Consider the following 22,617-nt stretch of genomic DNA (forward strand, 5'->3'; position numbering starts at 1 on the left):
ATCCGCGTCGATTGCACATCAGCCACATTCGCGGCTGCCGCCGCTCCTACATTGCGCCGAGCCGTGGCGACATCGTCCCGCGGGCGTGGCGACATCGTCCCGCGGGCGCGGCGACATCGTCCCGCGGGCGTGGTGACATCGTCCCGCGGGCGCGGCGACATCGTCCCGCGGGGGTGGTGACATCGTCCCGCGGGGGTGGTGACATCGTCCCGCGGGGGTGGTGACATCGTCCCGGCACGCGTCGGTTTCATGTAGGAGCGCCGGCAGGCGCGAAAGCGGGCGCGCCAGATCGGCATCCGCATCGATTGCATGTCGGCATCCGCGTCGATTGCATGTCGGCCCATTCGCGGCTGCCGCCGCTCCTGCATTGCGCCGAGCCGCGGCGGTTTATGTTGGGCCTGTTATCCGTCGTTCCTAATACGCTCATTCGGCTGGGCACCACAAACCGTTCGGATTAAGTCATCGGCCATTTAATCCGGAATTTTTCGATACCCCCTTTCAAAAACGTTTTTCATCGGCGTACAATCGGGACTGTTTTCATCCATCACAATACAAAACAGCCATGACCACCTACGCCGAACTGCAGGAAAAGATCGCCGCACTCCAATCCCAGGCCGAAGAACTGCGCAAGCGCGAGCTCGCCGAGATCATCGCCGACGTCAAGCAGAAGGTCGCCGCCTATGGCCTCAGCGCCGCCGATCTCGGCTTCCAGTCGAGCCGCGAATCGGCCGCTCCGCAAAAGACCAAGACCGCGCTCAAGGCCAAATACCGCGACCCCGCCACCGGCGAGACCTGGGTCGGCCGCGGCGCAACGCCCAAGTGGATGCGCGCCTACATCGAAGCCGGCCGCAACAAGGACGAATTCCTGATCTAAGCCGTTTGCGGTAACGCACCGGGGCAAAACCCCGGCATAAAACCCCGATCCGATCATGACGCGGCGAAAGCGGCGTAATCCGGACGGGGTTTTTCTTTTCCGACGGCCGCATCGCAACCCCTCCAGCACATCGACCAAACGAAACGCCATCCGCGACGCCCCATGCAGGAGCGCCGCCAGGCGCGAATGCAGCGGTGAAGCGGCGATGTCGCCAATTCAAAACGCCCTATTCGCCGCTTGCGCCGCGCCTGCATTCCAACCCATACGCCTCCACCAAAACCACCCCGCCGACTTTCATCACCGCTTAACCTCCCGCCGCGATCCTCCGTCCATCCCCGAAACGGACACGAGGCTCCGCCATGCGTCACCCCAAGCTCCCCGGGCTGCTCCTCCTCGCCGGCGCGATCGCGCTCACCGGCTGCACCGACTCCTCATCGGACGACGCGCCCAAGCCCGACTACCGCCTGGCCATCCTCCACATCAACGACCACCACTCCAACCTCGACGAATCCGACGCCAGCCTGCGCCTGCGCACCGGCAGCGACGACACCCGCACCAGCGTGCCCATCAAGCTCGGCGGCTTCCCACGCGTCGCCACCGCCATAGCCGAGCTCTCCGCGCGCCACGACAACGTGCTCAAGCTGCACGCCGGCGACGCCATCACCGGCACGCTCTACTACACCCTCAGCGAAGGCGAGGCCGATGCCGCGCTGATGAACCGCGTCTGCTTCGACGCCCTGGCCGTCGGCAACCACGAGCTCGACTCGGGCGACGCCGGCCTGAGGACCTTCATCGACCACCTCTGGTCCGCGCCCGACTGCCGCACCCCGGTGCTCTCGGCCAACCTCGCCCCGCGCGCCGGCTCGCCGCTCGGCGGCGACAGCGTGCGGCCCTCCGTGGTGCTCGAGCGTGGCGGCGAGCGCATCGGCATCGTCGGCCTCACCACCGCCGCCAAGACCCAGAACGCCTCGCGCCCCGACCCCGGCACCCGCCTGCTCGACGAAGTCGACGCCGCCCAAGGCGAGATCGACCGCCTGCGCGCCCAGGGCATCGACAAGATCGTCCTGCTCTCGCACCTCGGCTACACCCAGGACCAGGCGATCGCCGCGCAGCTCTCCGGCGTCGACGTCATCGTCGGCGGCGACTCGCACAGCCTGCTCGGCGACGACAGCCTCAAGACCTTCGGCCTCGCGCCCGTCGGCGCCTACCCCACCGCAGCGCGCAACAAGGACGGCGACACCGTCTGCGTCGTCCAGGCCTGGCAATACAGCGCCGTGGTCGGCGAGCTCGAGGTGCTCTTCGACGGCGACGGCGAGGTCAAGTCCTGCTCCGGCCAGCCGCACATCCTCATCGGCAGCAGCCTCGGCACGCTCGCCGGCGACGCCCTCGCCGCAGCCCGCGCCGATCTCGCCAGCCAGCCGGCGCTGCGCGTCACCGAACCCGATGCGGCCGCCAGCACCGTGCTCGCCGAGTACGCCGAGCAGGTCAAGGAATTCGGCGCCGAGCCCGTCACGGTCGCGCAGCAGAACCTCTGCCTGCGCCGCGTCCCCGGCACCAAGCGCGACCCCTCGCGCTCCCGGCTCGACGGCTGCAACCTCGATCCGCACGTGATCGCGCATGGCGGCGACGTCCAGCAACTCGTCGCCGAAGCCTTCCTCCTCCAGGGCCAGCGCTTCGGCGGAGCGGACATCTCGCTGCAGAATGGCGGCGGCGTGCGTGTCGATCTCGCCGCGGGCACCGTCACCGTCGGGCACATCTACACCGTGCTGCCGTTCAAGAACACGCTCGTCGCGCTCAGCCTCACCGGCGCCGAGCTGCGCGCCACCCTCGAGGACGCCATGCAGAGCGTGGTCGCCGGCAACACCGGCTCCTACCCCTACGCCGGCGCGCTGCGCTGGCAGGTCGACCTGCGCCAGCCCCTCGGCCAGCGCATCGGCGCACTCGAGCACCGCAACGCGCAGGGCCAGTGGGTGGCGCTCGACGACGCCGCGACCTACCGCGTGATCACCAACGACTTCATCGCCGCCGGCCAGGACGGCTACACCACCCTCGGCACCCTGGCCGCCGACCGCCGCGAAGAGACCTTCCTCGCCTACGCCGACGCCTTCCTGCAATACGCCCGCGAAACCCCCACCCTCACCCGCCCCGCCAGCGCGGATTTCAGCACGCAGGTGTTCGCGGACACCGAATAGATCGCCCCCAGCCTGGGTGGCGTTTCATGTAGAAGCGCCGGCAGGCGCGAAAGCGGCCGTGTCGACCGCGACCAGCCTCGGTGAGGGCGCAGCCGCCCTAATCGCGGCTGCCGCCGCTCCTACATGAAAGACATCGCGTTGATCAGCGCGCAGGCCCCCGGCAAGCGCCGCCCCAATGTAGGAGCGCCGGCAGGCGCGAAAGCGGCGGCACCGCCCGCGACCCGCGCCGATGAGGGCGCAACCGCCCTATTCGCGGCGGCCGCCGCTCCTACATGAAAGACATCACGTCGATCAGCGCGCCGACGCCCCAGCCACCACCACGCCAATGTAGGAGCGCCGGCAGGCGCGAAAGCAGCCGCACCGCCCGCGACCACCGCCGATGAGGGCGTAACCGCCCCATTCGCGGCGGCCGCCGCTCCTACATGAAAACCATCGCGGGGATCAACGCGCAGGCACCCCAGCCAACCACCGCCCCAATGTAGGAGCGCCGGCAGGCGCGAAAGCGGCCGCACCGCCCGCGACCCGCGTCGGTGAGGGCGTAACCGCCCTATTCGCGGCTGCCGCCGCTCCTACATGAAAACCATCGCGGGGATCAGCGCGCCGACACCGCAGCAACCCCCACGCCAATGTAGGAGCGCCGGCAGGCGCGAATTCGGCCGCACCGCCCGCGACCACCGCCGGTGAGGGCATGACCGCCCTATTCGCGGCTGCCGCCGCTCCTACATGAAAACCATCGCGGGGATCAGCGCGCCGACACCGCAGCAACCCCCACGCCAATGTAGGAGCGCCGGCAGGCGCGAAAGCAGCCGCGCCGCCCGCGATCAAGCAAATTCAAGACCTGGCCCCCGCCATAAAAGCCCCGGAATCGGGCGTAATTGGGTGTACCATTGGTTCATGCTTCGAACCGACACCCTCCAGATCACCACCGAAATCCTGGCGCTGATCGCCAGAATCGATGAGTTCAAAGGCGCTTGGCGTGCCTTGGGCACCCTGGCACCCGAGCGCCTTTCGGCCTTGCGCCGCGTGGCCACCATCGAGAGCATCGGCTCTTCCACACGGATCGAGGGCAGCAAGCTCAGCGACCGCGAGGTCGAGCGACTGCTGGCCAACCTGGAGATCAAGCGGTTCGACACGCGCGACGAGCAAGAGGTCGCCGGTTACGCCAAGGTGATGGAGGTGGTGTTCAGCGCCTGGCAGGACATCCCCTTCACCGAGAATTACATCAAGCAGCTGCACCAGATCCTGCTCCAGCACAGCGACAAGGATCACTGGCACCGGGGGCAGTACAAGACCAACACCAACAGCGTGGCTGCCTTCGACGAGCACGGCGAGCAGATCGGCATTGTGTTCCAGACGGCATCACCGTTCGATACGCCCCGGCGGATGACCGAGTTGATCGCTTGGGTCGATGCGCAGCGCGAGTCCAGGCTGCTGCATCCCCTGCTGATCGCTGCGATCTTCGTGGTGGTTTTTCTGGAGATTCACCCCTTCCAGGACGGCAATGGCCGGATCAGCCGCGCACTGACCACCTTGCTGCTATTGCAGGCGGGCTATGCCTACGTGCCGTACAGCTCGCTCGAGAGCGTAATCGAGCTCAACAAGGAGGCCTACTATCTGGCGCTGCGCCAGACACAGGGCACCATTCGAGCGGATGCGCCCAACTGGCAGCCGTGGCTGGCGTTCTTCCTGCGGTCCCTGGCCGAGCAGGTCCGGCGACTGGAGAAGAAGGTCGAGCGCGAAAAGCTCGTGCTGGCCAGCCTGCCGGAGCTGTCGTTGCAGATCGTGGAATTTGCTCGCGAGCATGGGCGCGTCACGATAGGCGATGTCATCAGGCTCACCGGCGCCAGCCGCAACACCTTGAAGGCGCACTTCCGCAAGCTCGTGGAGCGCGGACACCTTGGCCAGCAAGGCAGCGGCCGAGGCGTCTGGTACGAGTTGCGCTGATCACCCGGCGACCGCCACCGATGAGGGCGTAACCGCCCTATTCGCGGCGGCCGCCGCTCCTACATGAAAACCATCGCTTGGATCAACGCGCCGACGCCCCAGCCACCGCCGCGCCCATGTAGGAGCGCCGGCAGGCGCGAAAGCAGCCGCACCGCCCGCGACCACCGCCGATGAGTGCGTAACCGCCCTATTCGCGGCGGCCGCCGCTCCACATGAAAACCATCGCTTGGATCAGCGCGCCGACGCCCCAGCCACCGCCGCGCCCATGTAGGAGCGCCGGCAGGCGCGAAAGCAGCCGCACCGCCCGCGACCACCGCCGATGAGTGCGTAACCGCCCTATTCGCGGCGGCCGCCGCTCCTACATGAAAACCGTCGCTTGGATCAACGCGCCGACGCCCCAGCCACCGCCGCGCCCATGTAGGAGCGCCGGCAGGCGCGAATTCGGCCGTGCCGCACGCGACCAGCGTCGGTGAGGGCGTAACCGCCCTCTTCGCGGCGGCCGCCACTCACATGAAAAACATCGCGCGGATGGCGGCCCAGCAACCCCCACCCCAATGTAGGAGCGCCGGCAGGCGCGAATTCGGCCGTGCCGCACGCAAATGAGCAAATTCAAGACCTGACCCCATCAATGATGACCCATCAATGAGACCTGCACCATCAATGCAGCGCAGCCAGCGCCGCCTCGGGGGCCTTGTCCAGCACCTTGAGCAGCGCTTTGGCCGCGCCGGTGGGGCTGCGCTTGCCCTGCTCCCAGTTACGGATCGTCTCCACGGGCACGTCGATCCGCTCGGAAAACTCCGCCTGGCTCAAGCCCAGGCGCTTGCGAACGCGTCGTGCGAACTTGGCCGCGTCCTGCATCGCGTCGGCCTCGTCGGACGCGGCCTGCCTGGCGAGGTCCGCCTCGGTCGTGGCATCCACGCGGGCGGCATCGATGCGCCCGGAATCCTGCGATTCGGAGCCGGCGGGATCAATCTTCACGCGTACGGTTTTCATAGTCTCGGACCTCTCGCTGGTTGGCCTTACGTGCGGAAATGATGCGGATGGCGTCGCGCCTCGGCGTATCGACGATCACGAACAAGCACTGTTCGATCCGGCCCATCACCTGAAAGCACTCTTCACCATGACTGTGCCGGGGGTCGGCCTGGAACACGCGATCCGGATCGAAGAAGGCCCGGGCCGCATAGGCAAAATCGAAACCGCGCACTTGAAAGCACGCCTCGCTCTTCGCCTCGTCCCATTCGAAATCCATGGGAAGAGTGTAGGCCAATGACCCACCGCCGGCAAACTCGGAAAGAAAGGACCGGCGGAGCCGCACGCGACCACCGCCGGTGAGGGCGTAACCGCCCTATTCGCGGCGGCCGCCGCTCCTACATGAAAAACATCGCGGGGATTGGCGCGGATGGCGGCCCAGCAACCCCCGCCCCAATAAAACATCGCGGGGATTGGCGCGGATGGCGGCCCAGCAACCCCCACCCCAATGTAGGAGCGCCGGCAGGCGCGAATGCGGCGGCTCAGCCCAACATGAGCAAATTCAAGCCCCCATCCACCCCACTACCACCTCCATTCCTACCCGTTTATCATTCTCCGCCACCCTTCTTCACAGCACCCCGACGCTCCCCCGAAAAACGCCCCCTGCTCGACGGCAAGGGCATGACACCGAGGCCGCCGCGACCATTCGCACGCACCCCTTGCCGCATGCCGCGGACAAGCCTTGCTATCTCTACACGAACGACGCCGCGCTCAAGGGGCACGCCGACTACAAAGCGGCGAAAGCCGGCAATGCCACCGCAGCAGGCCGCTTGCTGCGGGACCTCGCCGCCGACTTCATCAAAGACACCGCAAGACAATTCGGTGACAGCGTCCTTTTCGTCGCCCCCATGCACGCGAAGCGAGCGGTGACAACGCCATCCCGCAGATGCTCGCTACCGCGTTGGCCATCGCATCCGGCGGGCGCGCGGACGAGAGCATCGTGCAGCGCGAGCGCGTCTTCCACACCGGCGCCGACCCGATGGAACGCATCAGCCTTCGCCCCCACTTTGACGGCCACGTCGAACCCAGCGCAAACTATGTACTCGTCGATGACGTCTCGACCATGGGAACGACGATCGCCGAACTGGGTCACTTCATCCAAAGCAAGGGCGGACAGGTCGGCGGCGTGGTACTGCTTGTCAACGCCAGCCGCACCGCACGGCTTCAGCCGCCCAAAGTAGCCGTCCGCAAGATCCAGGAGCGCTACGGCCATGACATTGAAGCAATTTTTGGAATACAGCCGCAGGCGCTCACGGCCGACGAAGCCGGTTACCTCATCGGCTTCCGAACCGCTGACGAAATCCGAAATCGAGTCGCTAAGGCGCGACAAGAAACGCATCTCCGCCTACGCGCGAAAGGTATTCGCCGACTTCGCCCCCAAGGCCGACTGAGCCGGACGCTGCGGGCGATCGTTCGGTCATTGAAGCGCACGGCGTAGCGGTACCCACCTTTCGGGCCCGGAACAGCACCCTCTGCACGAATCGCGACGCCCCATGTAGGAGCGCCGGCAGGCGCGAATTGGGCCGCTCAACACGCAACCAGCGTCGGCGAGCGCGTAACCGCCCTAATCGCGGCTGCCGCCGCTCCTACATGAAAGACATCGCGGGGATGGCGGCGCAGCAAGCGCCGCGCCCATGTAGGAGCGCCGGCAGGCGCGAATTGGGCCGTGCCGCACGCAAATGAGCAAATTCAAGACCTGACCCCACCCGCCCGAATGCGGCGCCGCCGCACGCGACCAACGCCCTACCCGCCCACCAACGCCCGCAAGCGCGCGAAATACGCCCCCGCTTCCGCCGCTCCCTCGGCGGGCGCCCAAGGCGCGGGCTCCTTGGGGGCGGCGGGGTCGAAGGGGCCGGCCTTGGTCTCGAAGAGGATCGCGTCGTCGTCCAGCGCCAGCACAGTGTGCCAGGTGCCCGCGGGCACGAGGACGCCGGCCGCGGGGCGGTCGGTTGGCCCGGCCACGTTCATGCCGGAAGATCCACCCGCGCAGCCTTGCGCATCGAAGTGCCCGCCCTCGCCGCCTTGCGCGCCGAATGGCACCACCTCCACCACCTCGCCCGTCTCGTCGAACACCACCAGCGCCAAGCGGCCGCGCACGGCGAGCATGGTCTCGTCGCGCGGGCTCAGGGCGTGGCGATGAGGCACGAGATAGCTGCGCGTGGTGATCGCGTTGAACAGGCGCTGGCAGGGATCGGCGTAGTCGGTGTGCACGTTGCGGTGCTGGCGCAGCCGCGGCGAGGCGCCGGCCTGGGCGCAGAGGGTGTCAAGGTAGATCTGGTCGAAGCGGGTGATGGTCATGGTGGCTCCAGAAGGCGGGAAACGGGGGTGGGCGTATGGAGGTGGCGATGTTCGCGGCTGCCGCCGCTCCTAAATGAAAGACATCGCGCGGATGGCGGCCCAGCAACCGCCGCCCCAATGTAGGAGCGCCGGCAGGCGCGAATTGGGCGGTGCCGCACGCGACCAGCGTCGGTGAGGGCGTAACCGCCCTATTCGCGGCTGCCGCTTACATGAACCGGCGCGGCTTTATTGGCGGCGCTAACGATGTTCGCGGCTGCCGCCGCTCATACTTCAGGCCAAGGCAGCCACGATCTGGCGGACGGCGGTTTCGGCGGAGAACAGGCGCGCGGACAAGCCCCTGCAGCGCTCGGCAAACCCATCGTCGGCCGACACCGCATCCACCAGCTCCAACGCCGCCCGCGCCAGCGACTCCGCCGACGCGTCGGTCACCGCCCGCCCGACGCGCTCCTGCTCGATCAAGCCCACCAGGTCGTTCCCCGCATTCACGCTCGCCAGCACCGGCAAGCCGCTCTGCATGTAGGTGAGGAACTTGCCCGGGATGTTGTGCGTGCGGTGGCGCGGGTCGAGCGCGACCAGCCCATGTGGCACTGCGCATACAGGTTCGGGATCTCGTCCGGATGGATCTCGTCGCGAAACACCACGTTGTCCAGCCCGCGTGCGTGCGCATCGTCGCGCAGGCGCTGGGCGTCGCTGCCGCGGCCCACGAACAGAAAGCCCACATCCTCCCGCCCGCGCAGGCGCTCGGCCAGGTCGAGCAGGATGCCCATACCCTGCGCCACGCCCATGTTGCCGGCGTACACGAACACCTTGCGCCCGGCCAGCGCCGTCTCGCCCACCACGATCGTGCTCGGCGCATCAGCCGGCGCGCCCAGCCAGTTCTGCAGCACCTCCAGCCGACGGCCCGGGCGCTGGATCCACTCCGCGAAGTAGCCCTTGTTCCCCGGCGTCTGCACCCCGATCACATCGGCCACCGAATACTGGTAGCGCGCCACCGCATCGAAGAAGCGATACGGCAGCCCGCGCCCCATCAGCCCCATGTCGACCGCCCACTCGGGAAAGATGTCGCGGATGATCAGGTAGCCGCGGCAGCCGCTCGCCTTCTTCAGCGCGCTCGCGATCGGCCCCAGGAAGATCGTCGGCGCATACCACACCACGCCGTCCCACTTCTCCCCGGCCAGCGGGCTGCGCCGCAGGTTGTGCAGCATCGCGAATGGCATCACAAACTCGCCGATCGTGCGCCGCACATAGCCGATGTCCTTGGTCTTCGGTGCCTTCAGCCGGATCACGCGCGCGCCGTCGAAGCCCTCCATCGCCCACTGGCCGGCGATCTCGGACGACGGCAGCAGCACGGTCAGCTCATGTCCCTGGCGCACGAACTCGCGCGCCAGGTCACGCAACTGCACCGCGCCAGAGGTGCGCAGCGGCGGGAAGGTGTCGGCAATCAGAGCAATCCGCATCGCCTCAATATTCCTTCCACACCACCCGCTTCACGTAATCCGTGTAGCTGTGGATGATGCGCACCACCTTGTCCGACACGTTCGGCATGCTGTAGTCGGCCACCTGGCGCAGGCTGCGTTCTTCGCCGCGCAGTTGCGACTCGAGAATCGCCAGCCCCTGGCGCACGCGGTCCACCTCCAGTCCCACCATCATCACCGCCGCCTCTTCCATCCCCTCCGGGCGCTCGTGCGCCTCGCGCAGGTTCAGCGCCGGGAAGTTGAGGATCGACGACTCCTCGTTGATCGTGCCGCTATCCGACAGCACCGCCTTGGCCGAAAGCTGCAGCTTCACGTAGTCGTGAAAGCCCAGCGGCTTCAGCAGTCGCACCATCGGGTGGAACTTGGCCCCGGTCGCATCCACCCGCTTCTGCGTGCGCGGATGGGTCGACACGATCACCGGCAGGCCGTGGTCTTCCGCCACCGCGTTGAGCACCGCCACCAGCTTGGTGAAGGACTTCTCGGATTCGATGTTCTCTTCCCGGTGCGCGCTCACCACGAAATAGCGCCCGACCTCCAGGGACAAACGCTGCAGCACGTCGGAAGCCTCGATGCGCGGGCGGTAGTGCGTGAGCACCTCGAACATCGGGCTGCCGGTCTTGATCACCTGGTCGGGCGGCAGGCCCTCGCGCAGCAGGTAGTCGCGCGCGATGGTGCTGTAGGTGAGGTTGATGTCGGCCGTGTGGTCGACGATGCGGCGGTTGGTCTCTTCCGGCACGCGCTGGTCGAAGCAGCGGTTGCCCGCCTCCATGTGGAAGATCGGGATCTTGCGGCGCTTGGCCGGGATCACCGACAGGCAACTATTGGTGTCGCCCAGCACCAGCATCGCCTCGGGCTGCACCTCGCCCAGCACGCGGTCGACCGCGATGATCAGGTTGCCGATGGTGTGCGCGGCGCCGGTGCTGCCCTCGGCACTGTTCAGAAAGTAATCCGGCTTGCGCACGCCCAGGTCGTCGAAGAAAACCTGGTTGAGCTCGTAGTCGTAGTTCTGGCCGGTGTGCACCAGCACGTGCTCGCAATGCTCGTCGAGCGCGGCCAGCACGCGCGACAGGCGGATGATCTCGGGCCGGGTGCCGACCACGGACATGACTTTGAGTTTTTTCATATTTCCAGAATTTTCAACAAGGAATCACGCCTTGCCAGCCGTATGCTTTTCAACGGCCGCCGCAATCAGTGGCGCCTTTTCGCGCAGTCCGTCGAGGGTTAACTTTCCCTGTTCGTAAAGTTCATACCACGCGCGGCGCTGCCGGATCAGTCGCTCGTCATCCCGAATGGGGAGGTTGCGCAAGGTGTAGTCGGCCCGTCTCCGATACTCGGGCGGCACGGCATCTGTCAGCTTGAGTTGTAACGAGGGCAACTCGATCTCGAACCACCCCTCACCCACCTCGAAAGGGTCGAGCAGATCCTGTGACCGCTTCTTGCTCTTCGAACTGTTGATCCACCCGTCGAGATACCGATAGTTGGACCATTCATATGCCTTCAACCTGTTCTCGCTGCAACTCACGAAGTGGTCGACCGTTCCGCTTGAAATCCACATCGCACCGAAGCCGCAGCGGTCTTGAAACCCCACAGCGAGCTCAGCGCGGAATTCGGACCAATAATCGGCGGGGCGCTTGGTGTCCGGGTTCCGATTCAGCCATTGCAGACCTCTCTTCCGGCACCTTTGATCAAAATCCGCGGGTTCGGTGATGGGGTTGGCAACCGGAATCACAAACCCCCTCCTCGCTGCACCGTCTTCCGGCTCTCGACCCAAACGATCCATCGCGGCCAGAAATGATCCCCCCCTGGCAGCACATGCTCTAGCGCTCGATGGATGGCCCGTTCGTTGGCCAGGTGCGCCGGAAGCGCATCGCGCTCGCCTCGCATCCATGCTTCTGCCGCCTCTATCGCCTCTTCGGCCTCTACCGAGCGCGCCTGCTGCAAACCGAACGCATCGGACACCAGCCAATTCACCACGTCACCTTGCTTTGCCCAGGAGTCCCGCGCGATCACCGCCTGCCCTTCGCGCAGCCCGATCGTAAAGACCGCATCCTGCGAGGGGTCGAACGACGGCTCGGCCGAGGCCAGTACGAGTGGCGAATGCGTCGCCACGAGGACTTGCACAGGCACATTCTTCCCGGTCAGCGCTTTCATGACATGCAGCAAAGCAGGAACGATGCGGCGCTGCCACTGTGGGTGCAGGTGGCACTCGATCTCGTCGATCAGAAAAATGATTTCCTTTGCCGGCTTGCGTCCGGTCTGCTCGCAAGCGAGCCGATGTTCGCGCCAGGTCCATACCAGCAGATAGGCCAACGCTGCAATTCTACGCATGCCGGCCGAGGCGTGAATCAGCGCCACGTCCTGCCCGTAAGGCATGCGCAACGATGGGTAATCCGTCACATCCAGCCCGATCCTCACCGGCTTGCCCGGCGCCAGCTTCTCGTTAATGGATGGGGATAAAGCATCCAAAACCTTGACCAAGTCGTCAAAAGCCGGATCACCGCTTTTCTGCCAGAGCACCCAGTCCTGTATGAGCCCATTGCAGTGAGTAATTCCGCTGGGGCCTTGCAGCCCCGTCCAGACCTGCCCCGGCGTGAAATTGAACGCTCTGAGCCGTTCGCTCGCGAGCGCCTCTTTGTCACTCCAGTAGTTCCGCGCCGGGTCCCACGCCGAGAAGCTGCCGTCGACACCGGCATAAATTACCGCCCCCGGAATCGGTGGTCGGCCCTGTTTGACCGGCCATGCCTGATCGAGCCTGCTATAGACGCTTTGCTCTACGAAATCCCCCCTAGTCGATTTTGTGTAGGCATACGCAATGCTCGCGCGCTTTGCATCTCGTTGCGGCACCGCCTCTGAGCCGCGTGCCCAGGTGCGAGTAAGCACCCACCATGCGGCATCGAGCACGAAACTCTTGCCCAGGCCGTTGTCGCCGGTAATGAAGTTGAGCCGGGGCGCGAACTCCACCGGTCCAAACTCACGGGCGGGCCCAACACCCGACAGGTGTAGCGATTTCAGCATCTCAATCCTCTTGCGTCACCGACTCACAGCACGCAAGGATACGTATCCGGCTTCGCCCGGTCGAACACCTCGTTCGCCCACAGCATCACCACCATCTCGTCGCTGCCGATGTTGGTGATGTCGTGCGTCCACCCCGGCACCGTCTCCACGATCTCGGCCTTCGCACCACTCGTCACCAGCTCGTGCGTCTCGCCCGTCTGCATCTGCCTAAACTTGAAGCGCGCCTCGCCCTTGATCACCAGGAACTTCTCGGTCTTGGTGTGGTGGTAATGCCCGCCGCGGGTGATGCCCGGGTGCGCGGTGAAGAAGGAGAACTGCCCGCAGTCAGGCGTCTTCAGCATCTCCACGAACACGCCGCGCGCGTCACCGTGCATCGGCACGGGGTAGGCGAACAACTCCGGAGGCAGGTAGCTCACGTAGGTGGAATACAGCGCGCGCACCAGGCCGGTGCCCACGCGCTCGGTCACCAGCGTGTCTCGGCTGGCGCGGAAGGTCTCGATCCGCCCCGCGATCTCGCCCACCGTGGTGGTGTACTGCGGCGTCACAGTGGCAAAGCCTTCGGCATCCACCGCGGCGTCGGCGCCGTCCATGAGCTGGATGAAGCGCTCGACCACGTCGTCCACATACACCAGCGTCACCGGCGCGGCCGGGTCGTTGATCTGGATCGGCAGGCCGCGCGCGATGTTGTGGCAGAAGGTCGCCACCGCCGAGTTGTAGTTCGGCCGGCACCACTTGCCGAACACGTTGGGCAGGCGGAAGACGTGCGCTGCCGCGCCGGTGCGCGCCGCAAAGGCGCGCAGCGCCTCTTCGGCCGCGCGCTTGCTGGCGCCGTAGGGGTTGTCGCGGGCGGCCTGGGTGGACGAGGTGCACACGATGGCGATCTTGCGACCGCGCGCGCGCATCTCGCCCTCCACCGCCTGCCCCAGCGCGGCGGTCAGGTCGGCGTTGCCGGTGACGAACTCCTGCGGGTCTTGCGGCCGGTTCACCCCGGCCAGGTGGAAGACGAACTCCACCCCTTCGAGCAGGCGCGGCAGCTCGGCCGCGGTGTTGGCGCGCGTGAAGCACACCACCTCCACGTCCTTGCGCTCGGCCAGGTGCTGCTGCAGGTTCTTGCCGACAAAGCCGCCGGCGCCGGTGATCAGGACCTTCATCGCTTCAGCACTCCTCGACGGTGGTCGTCTCGCCGCGCGCGATGCGCTGCATGCCTTCGAGCTTCAGCAGCAGCTGCGTCATGCCGTCCACATCCAGCCGCGTGGTGTTGTGCGAGTTGTAGTCCTCGCCGTGCGTGGTCTGGGTCAGCCTGGCTTCGCCCTGGTCCACGAACTTGCCGTAGTTGAGGTCGCGTCCGTCCGCCGGCACGCGGAAGTAGTCGCCCATGTCATCGGCGCAGGCGCGCTCCTCGCGGCTCAGCAGCGCCTCGTAGAGCTTCTCGCCGTGGCGGGTGCCGATGATGTTGACTGCGTGCTCGGGCTTGCCCATCAGCCCGGTCACCGCGCGCGCCAGGGTCTCGATGGTGGCGGCCGGCGCCTTCTGCACGAAGATGTCGCCGTTGTTGCCGTGGGTGAAGGCATACAGCACCAGATCCACGGCATCGGCCAGCGTCATCATGAAGCGCGTCATGCTCGGGTCGGTGATGGTGATCGGCTTGCCCGCCAGCACCTGCTCGACGAACAGCGGAATCACCGACCCGCGCGAGGCCATCACGTTGCCGTAGCGCGTGCCGCAGATCACCGTGCCGGTGCCTTCCAGGTTGCGGCTGGTGGCCACCATCACCTTTTCCATCATCGCCTTGGAGATGCCCATGGCGTTGATCGGGTACACCGCCTTGTCGGTGCTCAGCACCACCACGCGCTTGACCCCGGCGGCGATCGCCGCCTCGAGCACGTTCTCGGTGCCCAGCACGTTGGTGCGCACCGCCTGCATCGGGTAGAACTCGCACGACGGCACCTGCTTGAGCGCCGCGGCGTGGAAGACGAAATCCACCCCGCGCATCGCCTGCTCCACGCTGCGCTGGTCGCGCACGTCGCCGATGTAGAACTTGAGCTTGGCGCTGTTGTAGCGCTTGCGCATGTCGTCCTGCTTCTTCTCGTCGCGGCTGAAGATGCGGATCTCGCCGATGTCCGAATCCAGGAAGCGCTTCAGCACGGCATTGCCGAACGAACCGGTGCCACCGGTGATCAGCAGAGTCTTGTTCAGGAACACGGTCATTTCCTCTCGATTACGGTGCTCAGGCGCGACCGACGCTGTAATACGACCAGCCGTCCGCACGCAGGCGATCGGGGTGGAACAGGTTGCGGCCATCCACGATCACACGCGCGGTCAAGCGGCTCTGCATCTCGTCGAAATCCGGCGCGCGGAACTGCTGCCATTCGGTGCAGATCGCCAGCGCGTCGGCGCCCTCCAGCGCGGCGTACTTGTTCGCCGCCAGGGTGAAGTCGTCGCGCTCGCCGTAGATGCGGCGGGTCTCCTCCATCGCCACCGGGTCGAAGGCCTGCACGCGCGCACCCGCGGCCCACAGGGCCTCGATCAGGGTGCGGCTCGGCGCCTCGCGCATGTCGTCGGTGTTGGGCTTGAAGGCCAGGCCCCACACCGCCACTGTCTTGCCCGCCAGCTTGTCCGCACCGCCGAAGTGGCGCGCCAACTTGGCGAACAGCACCCCCTTCTGGCGGTTGTTCACCGACTCCACCGCCTTCAGCAGCGGCGCCTCGTAGCCGATCTGGTCCGCCGTGCGGCCGAGCGCCTGGACGTCCTTCGGGAAGCAGCTACCGCCGTACCCGCAGCCCGGATAGATGAAGTGGTAGCCGATGCGCGGGTCCGCGCCGATGCCCTTGCGCACCTCCTCGATGTCCGCGCCCAGGATCTCGGCCATGTTGGCCAGCTCGTTCATGAAGCTGATCTTGGTCGCCAGCATCGCGTTGGCCGCGTACTTGGTCAGCTCGGCGCTGCGCACGTCCATGAACATCGTGCGCTCATGGTTGCGGTTGAAGGGCTCGTACAGGTCGTGCATCAGGCGGCGCGCCTTGTCCGACTCGGTGCCGACGATGATGCGGTCGGGCTTGAGGAAGTCGCCCACCGCCGCCCCTTCCTTGAGGAATTCCGGGTTTGACACCACGTCGTACGGCAGCTCGACAGTGCGCTCGGCCAGCACCGCCGCCACCCGCTCGCGCACCCTGTCGGCGGTGCCCACCGGCACGGTCGACTTGTTCACGATCACCTTGTAGCCCGCCATGTTGCGCGCCACGCTCTCGGCCACCGCCAGCACATACTGCAGGTCGGCCGAGCCATCCTCGTCGGGCGGGGTGCCTACGGCGATGAACTGGATCTCGGCATGCGCCACCGCCAGCGCCACGTCGGTGGTAAAGCGCAGCCGGCCCTCGCCCACGTTGCGCGCCACGATCGCATCCAGCCCCGGCTCCCAGATCGGCAGTTGCCCCTGGTTGAGGCGGTCGATCTTGCCCTGGTCGATGTCGATGCACACCACGTTGTGGCCGACCTCGGCCAGGCAGGCCCCTGTGACCAGGCCGACATAGCCCGTCCCGAAAATTGACAATTTCATCTTCTACCTCGCCCGATCGGGCTCGAATCAAAAAACCGAATCTTCAAGCGCCGACGTTGCCGGCGCCCGCATGCGCGCGCGTCAAGCGATCGAACATGCGAATGTGGTCCTGCACCGCCGAATCGTTGCGCGCCACCTCGTCGCCGTAGGCGATGGCCCGCTGCGCCATCGCCGCGCGCGCGTCCACGCTCATCGCCCAATACGTGTCGATCGAGCGCGCATACGGTGCCGGGTCGCCGAGCGGGTGAATCCAGCCCACCTGCTTATCCACCACCTTCTCCCAGGGCGTCTGGTCGCTCAGCAACACCGGAAGCCCGGCGCACAGCGCCTCGTGGATCACGTGGCCGTAGTTCTCCCCCAGGGTCGGGAAGAAGAACAGATCGGCTTCGGCCAGCCCCGCCGGCACATCGTCCGGATGCACGAAGCCGCGGTACTCCACCCGCACGTTGGGCGGCAGGCGCTCGATCAGGTCGGCGCACACCTTCCAGTAGGCGTCGTCCTCGCGCGTACCGAACACCAGAAACCGCACCGGCGCCGTCACCTGTGCCAGCGCCTCGAGCGCGAAGCTCAGGTTCTTCTTCGGCACGATCCGCGACAGAAAGGCGATCACCAACTCATCGGTATCCGGCGCCTTGCGCGAGGCCTCCACATGGCCCGCATCCCGCGGCGGCGCCAGGTTGAGCGCGATCGAGATGTCCTCGCGCTTCACCCAGGGCAGCTCGCGCCGGATGTCCGCCGCCTCCAGCTCGCTGGACGCATGCCAATGCACGCCCTTGTACAGGCCGATCAAGCCGGCCAGCGTGATGAAGACCTTCTTCTTCGGGCGCTTCTGCGCCATCGCCCCTTCCGAAAACTCCCCGCGCGGGGCCACGCACACCGCGGCGCCACCCAGGCGGCCGAAGCGCCGCGCCCACATCACGCGCTGGGTAAAGATGGCGTCGAAAAAGCTGTTCAGATAAATCAGGTCCGCACCCGATTCGCGCACCACCTTGCGAACCACCGCACCAGAGACGTCTTCCTCGGCGAGGTAGAACACCTTGCAGCCCTCGACCCGATTCCAGTCGCCGCTCTTCATCCCGGGATACGGCACCGTGTCGCCCATGTCGCGGTCGCGCGTGACCACTGCAAAATCAAAACGATCTTCCAGCCGGCGGATCAAGTTCGAGATCGAACGGATCGGACCGCCGGCCTTGAATCCAGGCAGAAAGGTCCGATTAAAAACCAACACTTGCGATTTATGAACCATCCAGCATCCGCCCAATTCTTCAATCCAATACCGATTACGCTTCAAACCTAAAGCAGTACGCGATAATCACACCGTTCGACCGACACCCACAATCCTCAGACCTGCATCCATCCGAGTATTACGACCCTCGCGACGCAACCAATGCACGGACAATCTTCTCCGCTGCATGCCCGTCACCATAGGGCGACTCGACTCCGTCAAATTTCTTGCTCGACTTTATGGCAGCACTGATCTTTCCAGCGTCCGCCCCTACAAGCACATTGACGCCCAAGTGCACCAACTCAACCCACTCCGTTTCGTCGCGCAGCGTCACACAAGGCGTACCAGAAAAGAACGCCTCCTTTTGAACGCCGCCCGAATCTGTCGCTATCACGCTTGAATTCACTTCAAGCCAAATCATCTCAAGATAGCCAACCGGGTCAATTATTAGAATATTTTCCGGAATACCTAAGCCGCGCGCCTGAATGCTACCCCGCGTTCTCGGATGCAAAGGAAGGATGACCGGCAGCCCGCAACCCCCAAGCCCCTCTAATATTTGCATCAACCGACCTTCATCATCCGTATTTTCTGCCCGATGTACTGTTGCGAGCACGAACGGCTGAGCCACCCAGCCATTCTCGATGAGCCCCTTGGGCATCAACGCCTTATCGCGATAATAAAGAGCGACGTCGTACATGACATCCCCGACCGGGATCACCTTATCGCACTCAATACCTTCGCGAGCGAGATTCTCCTGCGCAGACTCGGTTGGCGTGAAAAGCAAGTTCGAGGCATGGTCGGCCAACACCCTATTGATCTCTTCCGGCATTTTCCTATTGAAACTGCGCAACCCAGCCTCGACGTGAGCGACCGGAATGTGCAACTTTGCTGCTGCAAGGGCACCAGCCAAAGTGGAATTCGTATCACCGTAAACCAAGACCCAGTCGGGTTTCTCCTGAAGCAGCACCTCCTCAATCGCCTCGAGTTGCCGCCCCGTCATCTGCCCATGTCGGCCGCCTCCAATACCCAGATTATATTGGGGCTCAGGAATTCCTAACTCTTCAAAAAAAACATCCGACATATTGCTGTCGAAATGCTGACCGGTATGTACAATAATTTCAACGCACCCAGCCGTACGTGAGATGACACGTGACACGGCTGCCGCCTTGATAAACTGTGGGCGAGCACCGACAATCGTTAGAATCTTATTCATATCATTCCTCCACCGAGAAACCTGAAAATATAGAAGTGCAAACTAACACTCCAAATCGGCCCTCAGATGATTACTGCTCGCAAGCGCCCATAACATCGCGATACGCGCCACAGGCACCCAAACTAAGTCTCTCAGCCAGCGAATGCACATCCCGATAGTAGGCTGCGCCACCGATGTTGCTATCGCGCAACAAGTCACCAAGCCGCCCCTCCTCCCCACTTCTCACAACAATTCCAAGCCCAGGAATACCCTCGACAACCTCTCGTATTTCTTCAAAATTCTCAGAGACCACAAAGCCAGTTCCATATGCAAGTCCTTGAAAAAACTTGTTTGGCAAAGAGTATCGAAAATTATCCGAAACAATTCCCGGTTTATACAAGACAACAAACCTGTACTGACCAATAAAATCTAAACTGGTCGGCCTGTAAGGACCAAATAACTTCACAGCCCCCCTTAAATTTTCCGGCAAATTCTTCTCGACGAGCTCCTCATCAATTCCCCGCCCGTACAAATGCAATTCGTAGCCGGCACTTGCTAAACCTTGAACAAGCTCAAAAGGCACCCTCTGCGGCGTCCCAAAAAAGAGAAGCGCGCGCTCGAAGCGTGAACGCGCCGCCAAATCATCAGCTCCCAAACTAGGCAATGGCGCACTACGCACCACCACTGGGAGCCTCCCACCAGTCCTACTCGCAAAAGCTCTTGCGAGCCCATTTGAGACAGTAATTGCACAAACACTCTTCATCTTCGTAACGCCCCACTCAGCAGCGGCCAAGACTAAATAGCGTACCCAAGAACGAGCAGAGCGAAGCGACGGCCGCACCCCCGGTTTTTCGTTCAAGTCGTGCATGTCGTAGACAACCAAGTCTGCAAAACGGCGATCGACACACAAGAAGATCTTCAACAAATACAAGTACACCAAACTAGACTGAGCATGAAAAACCCATTTAGCCCCTTGCCCCCGCAAATTAATCGCTAATCTTAGAAGCGAGCCGACACTCAATTTTCGGCTATCGACAACCCCCCCATCTAAATCCAAATGACCTTCATTAGAAGTCCTGTGTAAGAAGATCGTCTCACCCACCAACCACTTGGTTTGCAACAACACGCGGGACGCTTGAAGACAATCTGTTTTATAAACGTGAATTACCTTCATTTTTAACTCTAGACATCACAAGAAAATATATACTGAATCCGAAAATCAACCAAAAAATCGGATCAAAATAATAAAACTTAGCCCCCGCTAATGGACCTAACAAGAGACTAGCCGCCCCCCCACCCACTCTTACAAGAGCAAGACCAATAACACCAAACAAGAACACGGTAAAAACAACACCACCACGAACCGCCAGATTGATGAAAACTCCGGCATCCTGAGGCGAAAGACAACCACCACAAAAATCAAAATTCAAGGGTTTGCCTAATACTGCAACATCTAGGATAAGAGCAACGAAGCCCGAAAAAGCGGTAACTTTCGATGCACCAGACGCATCTTCAAGCTCGGATCGGGCCAGCAAATACTGCGAAAAATCCCATAGCTCGTCGAAATATTTTCCCGCCAAATAGAGCATGAAAACTGCAAATAGACCAACAAAAACCAATAACCGGCCAACCAACCTACTATCCAATGAGCGCAAAATCGCTATCGCAAGCGAGGAAAAGTAGACGCCGATTGCGAGCGCCCCCCATGCGGACATCGTTAGAGCAGTCGACGCCATTGCCGCCAACGCCAACTTATCGTAGAGACGCCCCGAGACAACAGCCCTAAGCAACACCAGCCCAAAAATCCAATTAGAATAGGTTCCAGGCTCAATATGAACGCCGGTAAAACGCACGAGATTTCCGATCGTCGGAATCCTTGCTGCACTTGACGGGTGAAAGAAACCGTGCACGTCTAGAATGCTCGAAGTCGCGAAATAAAAGACAACTTGAAAAACAAGCGACAACACCCAAAAAAGAAGCAAACAATCAAGGACTAATGAAAATCGAGCTAATCTTTCACCATGACCAAGTAACGCGGGAGAAAAAAGGGCGCAGCCCAAGAAGGCAAGAAAATAAAGTAGAGAGCCAATATTTTCCGGAAAATTAATCGAAAAAAACCAGACTGCCGTAACAATAAAGAAAAGAAATAGAACCTCCGCCCGCTTCTCAACCCTGCCGCCCAATCCAATTAACAGCAAGTAAACGAAACCAAAAAAAAGGCGCTGTGTATAAGGCGTCGCACCCCCCGCACCCACTTCGAATGGCGTCAAAAAATAGTGTATAGCCAGAGCTGCGAGAGCAACATGCAAGAACAACCAGAACAGCCTTCGCTCTATCCTTAACATTCCTATCTCTATCTCTTTCTTAGACCTTCGTTTTCTTAAAGACAAAACTCCAAGCGTTCGCAAGATCCGCCCGATGCACTGCACCAATGTAGACCACTCCAATCGACACCATTACACTCCATTCAAGCACCCGCGTCGGCTGGTAAGTCGCGAAGAAAATTGAAAACAAGAGATAAACCCCAGAAGAAACATACATTTTTGCCCGCGGCAATGGACGCCACACTCTTCGGGCAAACTCAGTTCGCAAGACGGTAAAAACAAAGAAGGCGAGTGCATTCACCGAAGCGACGGCAACGGCACCAAATTGGCCTGCCAACAAAAGGCTCAACGAAAAATTGACAAAAAAAGCGATCAGCGCGATAAGAACAGAATATCCCGTTTTTCGCTGAATATTTAAACCAACAACGGTAGTTTCAGAAAGGGTGTAAAAAAGCGGCTGGAGCATACATACAGGAAGCAGATACTTGACCTCCGCATAAACAGGCGGCAAAAAATAATCCAAAAGCCATGAAAGCGTAGCACATGCAAGCAATATGACGCCAATAACCGCTACAAGCTGTCCATTGACGGATTCCAAGAGATCCAGATCATGATTATTCGCAACCCACTTGTACACGGTGGGCATCCATATGGTGCTGAATACAGTCTGAAAAACGGTTGCCGCCGAGGCAAAACTCAAAGCCAATGAGTAAACTGCAAGTTCCTCAAAAGCACCGTTCGCTCTGAGCACCAAGGTGCTCGTCGCCTTAAGCCCCCAATAAGCGATTCCCGCCACAATCAGAGGAAGCCCAAAAGAGAGAAGGGGCTTAAGATCTGAGACATGAACCCGAGCGAAGAAACCTCTCTTAAGCTCGATGCGCGTATTCCACACCAGCGCGAGAGTAACGGCAACAATGGAGATTAAATTCGCTAGAAGCAAGCTCGTATAGACACGATCGACATCAAGGAATAGGTAGCCAAGCAAAACAGTGACCATCAGCACCTTCGGCATTACTTGACTTAAAGAAAAGGCCAGACCGCGCTCCTGCATTCGCAGAATGAGCGATAGAAACCTTGCAAGAAAACTAAAGAAAATGCAGCCAGCCGTCAGCCAACCCCATAACGGCTCAGCTTCACCATACAGGAGCCAAGAAACGTCGGCCGAAAACGGGACCAACAATACGACAACAATCGTCAATAAAAAAAGACCCGGCAAGAAGCAGGCCTTGAAAAGCGCATCCCGCTGCTTCGACTCATGGTATTCTCGAACAAAAGCCTGATCCAGGCCCAAAACGAAGATCAGAACAGAGAAATTTATGGCGACCTGGAAAACATTATTCCTACCAATATCCGTCGGAGGAAAAATCCAAGCTACGATCGGCAGGGTAACTAGCCCCAGCAAAGCTGTCAGCACTGGCCCGAGCGCGAATGCAAGAATGTTCCGTCTGTTCATTTAGGGCTTCTTGCCATTTTTACGCTTAGAACATGACTGC

Annotated in this window: 20 protein-coding genes; 3 read left to right on the forward strand and 17 right to left on the reverse strand. The window is 62.3% G+C overall.

Annotation, left to right across the window (positions count from 1 at the left end; translation table 11 throughout):
* Positions 1-562 precede the first annotated feature (562 nt).
* The 3 genes from C667_RS04835 (at position 563) to C667_RS04845 (ending at position 5,010) form a co-directional block, all read left to right on the forward strand.
* Positions 563-874, forward strand: a complete 312-nt coding sequence (locus tag C667_RS04835; RefSeq protein WP_004357860.1) for an H-NS histone family protein — start codon at positions 563-565, stop codon at positions 872-874.
* 359 nt (positions 875-1,233) lie between these two features.
* On the forward strand, positions 1,234-3,066 hold the full coding sequence (locus C667_RS04840) for a bifunctional metallophosphatase/5'-nucleotidase (RefSeq protein WP_004357861.1): 1,833 nt from the start codon (positions 1,234-1,236) through the stop codon (positions 3,064-3,066).
* A gap of 894 nt (positions 3,067-3,960) precedes the next feature.
* Positions 3,961-5,010: a Fic family protein gene (locus tag C667_RS04845; RefSeq protein WP_004357862.1), complete on the forward strand. Its 1,050-nt coding sequence runs from the start codon at positions 3,961-3,963 to the stop codon at positions 5,008-5,010.
* A gap of 657 nt (positions 5,011-5,667) precedes the next feature.
* Here C667_RS04845 and C667_RS04850 read toward each other — a convergent pair.
* The 17 genes from C667_RS04850 to C667_RS24815 form a co-directional block, all read right to left on the reverse strand.
* Positions 5,668-5,988, reverse strand: coding sequence for a helix-turn-helix domain-containing protein (locus C667_RS04850; RefSeq protein ID WP_004357863.1), 321 nt, complete (start codon positions 5,986-5,988; stop codon positions 5,668-5,670).
* Positions 5,978-6,259 (reverse strand): BrnT family toxin, encoded by a 282-nt coding sequence (locus C667_RS04855; protein WP_004357864.1) that lies wholly within the window; start codon positions 6,257-6,259, stop codon positions 5,978-5,980. The genes C667_RS04850 and C667_RS04855 overlap by 11 nt, the downstream gene beginning before the upstream one ends.
* Before the next feature lie 507 nt (positions 6,260-6,766).
* Entirely contained in the window at positions 6,767-7,369 is a 603-nt protein-coding gene (locus C667_RS25570) for a hypothetical protein (protein ID WP_157302194.1), read from the reverse strand.
* Between the two features lie 413 nt (positions 7,370-7,782).
* Positions 7,783-8,337: a WbuC family cupin fold metalloprotein gene (locus tag C667_RS04865; protein WP_004357868.1), complete on the reverse strand. Its 555-nt coding sequence runs from the start codon at positions 8,335-8,337 to the stop codon at positions 7,783-7,785.
* Between the two features lie 270 nt (positions 8,338-8,607).
* On the reverse strand, positions 8,608-8,841 hold the full coding sequence (locus tag C667_RS26335; protein ID WP_245538425.1) for a hypothetical protein: 234 nt from the start codon (positions 8,839-8,841) through the stop codon (positions 8,608-8,610).
* Entirely contained in the window at positions 8,820-9,794 is a 975-nt protein-coding gene (locus C667_RS04870) for a glycosyltransferase family 4 protein (RefSeq protein WP_245538426.1), read from the reverse strand. Before C667_RS04870 ends, C667_RS26335 begins: the two co-directional genes overlap by 22 nt.
* 4 nt (positions 9,795-9,798) lie before the next feature.
* Positions 9,799-10,935: a non-hydrolyzing UDP-N-acetylglucosamine 2-epimerase gene (gene wecB / locus C667_RS04875; RefSeq protein WP_004357870.1), complete on the reverse strand. Its 1,137-nt coding sequence runs from the start codon at positions 10,933-10,935 to the stop codon at positions 9,799-9,801.
* 24 nt (positions 10,936-10,959) lie between these two features.
* The gene (locus C667_RS04880; RefSeq protein ID WP_004357872.1) at positions 10,960-11,541 is read right to left on the reverse strand and encodes a hypothetical protein; all 582 of its coding nucleotides are present in this window, start codon (positions 11,539-11,541) and stop codon (positions 10,960-10,962) included.
* A complete protein-coding gene (locus C667_RS04885; protein ID WP_004357874.1) occupies positions 11,538-12,827 on the reverse strand; it encodes an AAA family ATPase in 1,290 nt (429 codons plus the stop codon). The genes C667_RS04880 and C667_RS04885 overlap by 4 nt, the downstream gene beginning before the upstream one ends.
* 23 nt (positions 12,828-12,850) lie before the next feature.
* The gene (gene wbjC / locus C667_RS04890; RefSeq protein WP_004357876.1) at positions 12,851-13,978 is read right to left on the reverse strand and encodes a UDP-2-acetamido-2,6-beta-L-arabino-hexul-4-ose reductase; all 1,128 of its coding nucleotides are present in this window, start codon (positions 13,976-13,978) and stop codon (positions 12,851-12,853) included.
* A gap of 4 nt (positions 13,979-13,982) precedes the next feature.
* Positions 13,983-15,029, reverse strand: a complete 1,047-nt coding sequence (locus C667_RS04895) for a polysaccharide biosynthesis protein (RefSeq protein WP_004357878.1) — start codon at positions 15,027-15,029, stop codon at positions 13,983-13,985.
* Positions 15,030-15,054: 25 nt separating this feature from the next.
* Positions 15,055-16,383, reverse strand: coding sequence for a UDP-glucose dehydrogenase family protein (locus C667_RS04900; protein ID WP_004357880.1), 1,329 nt, complete (start codon positions 16,381-16,383; stop codon positions 15,055-15,057).
* Positions 16,384-16,426: 43 nt separating this feature from the next.
* The gene (locus C667_RS04905; RefSeq protein WP_004357882.1) at positions 16,427-17,506 is read right to left on the reverse strand and encodes a glycosyltransferase; all 1,080 of its coding nucleotides are present in this window, start codon (positions 17,504-17,506) and stop codon (positions 16,427-16,429) included.
* Positions 17,507-17,747: 241 nt separating this feature from the next.
* The gene (wecB, locus tag C667_RS04910) at positions 17,748-18,821 is read right to left on the reverse strand and encodes a non-hydrolyzing UDP-N-acetylglucosamine 2-epimerase (protein ID WP_039920799.1); all 1,074 of its coding nucleotides are present in this window, start codon (positions 18,819-18,821) and stop codon (positions 17,748-17,750) included.
* Positions 18,822-18,891: 70 nt separating this feature from the next.
* Positions 18,892-19,974, reverse strand: a complete 1,083-nt coding sequence (locus C667_RS25575) for a glycosyltransferase family protein (RefSeq protein WP_157302197.1) — start codon at positions 19,972-19,974, stop codon at positions 18,892-18,894.
* Positions 19,952-21,115 (reverse strand): hypothetical protein, encoded by a 1,164-nt coding sequence (locus tag C667_RS25580; protein ID WP_157302199.1) that lies wholly within the window; start codon positions 21,113-21,115, stop codon positions 19,952-19,954. Before C667_RS25580 ends, C667_RS25575 begins: the two co-directional genes overlap by 23 nt.
* A gap of 49 nt (positions 21,116-21,164) precedes the next feature.
* A complete protein-coding gene (locus C667_RS24815; RefSeq protein WP_004357886.1) occupies positions 21,165-22,577 on the reverse strand; it encodes a lipopolysaccharide biosynthesis protein in 1,413 nt (470 codons plus the stop codon).
* Positions 22,578-22,617 lie beyond the last annotated feature (40 nt).

This window comes from Thauera phenylacetica B4P (assembly GCF_000310225.1).
GTDB classification, from domain to species: domain Bacteria; phylum Pseudomonadota; class Gammaproteobacteria; order Burkholderiales; family Rhodocyclaceae; genus Thauera; species Thauera phenylacetica.